The sequence below is a fragment of the Marinobacter panjinensis genome (genome assembly GCF_005298175.1).
In the GTDB taxonomy this organism is placed as follows: domain Bacteria; phylum Pseudomonadota; class Gammaproteobacteria; order Pseudomonadales; family Oleiphilaceae; genus Marinobacter; species Marinobacter panjinensis.
The window spans coordinates 1-769 of record NZ_SZYH01000006.1 but is presented as its reverse complement, the minus strand read 5'-3'; the positions used below and the strand labels follow the sequence as shown (position 1 = coordinate 769).

The window sequence follows — 769 nt, the reverse complement described above, 5'->3', positions numbered from 1 at the left end:
AACACCGGATAACGCTTGAAATCGTTATCACATTGAACCTATTTCTCTCGGAGATAATGAGAAAAATAGCTTCGTGTTCTATCTCGTCCAATTTGTTAAAGAGCAAATCTGACCCAGTGATCAGAAAGGAAGGCTTCATCAATCTGAAACATTCGTTTCTGTACACTGCTAACCGAAGCTAGCCAGTAATATGGTGGAGCTATGCGGGATCGAACCGCAGACCTCCTGCGTGCAAGGCAGGCGCTCTCCCAGCTGAGCTATAGCCCCGTCGTCTAAGCCACTCACCCAAGCCGGCCACCGTAGCGCTTGTGCCGTACTCGGAAAATCGTTCAGATCTAGGCGCTTGCAGGTGTAGCGTGCGAGTAGCACGTGAGCCTGGAAGCAACGACGAGCTGAGCGATTTTGGTGGGTCTGGGTGGACTTGAACCACCGACCTCACCCTTATCAGGGGTGCGCTCTAACCACCTGAGCTACAGACCCGGTTTCGCTTGTCTTCGCACCACCTGAGCTGCGTTGCAGTCCTCGTTCACTCGGTCACGTACTCATGTACGCTCCCTCGCTCTCTCAGCCTGCGCCTTGCCAGTTGGCGCGAATCCGGCGCCAAACCCTGAGGTCTGGTCAAACCGACAGCGGGCCTGCATAGACCCTTTTGCTCTCTTCTCAAGTTAACCAAGTAATTCGTGTGGACTCTGACCGAAGCGTTCGGCTTCGTTTAAGGAGGTGATCCAGCCGCAGGTTCCCCTACGGCTACCTTGTTACGACTTCACCC

The 769-nt window shown here is 53.8% G+C and carries 2 tRNA genes and 1 rRNA gene; all 3 read right to left on the bottom strand.

Annotation, left to right across the window (positions count from 1 at the left end):
• Window positions 1–191 precede the first annotated feature (191 nt).
• Window positions 192–267, bottom strand: a tRNA-Ala gene (locus FDP08_RS20260).
• 136 nt (window positions 268–403) lie between these two features.
• Window positions 404–480, bottom strand: a tRNA-Ile gene (locus FDP08_RS20255).
• 233 nt (window positions 481–713) lie between these two features.
• Window positions 714–769: ribosomal RNA gene (locus FDP08_RS20250) — 16S ribosomal RNA — on the bottom strand; the annotation flags it as partial.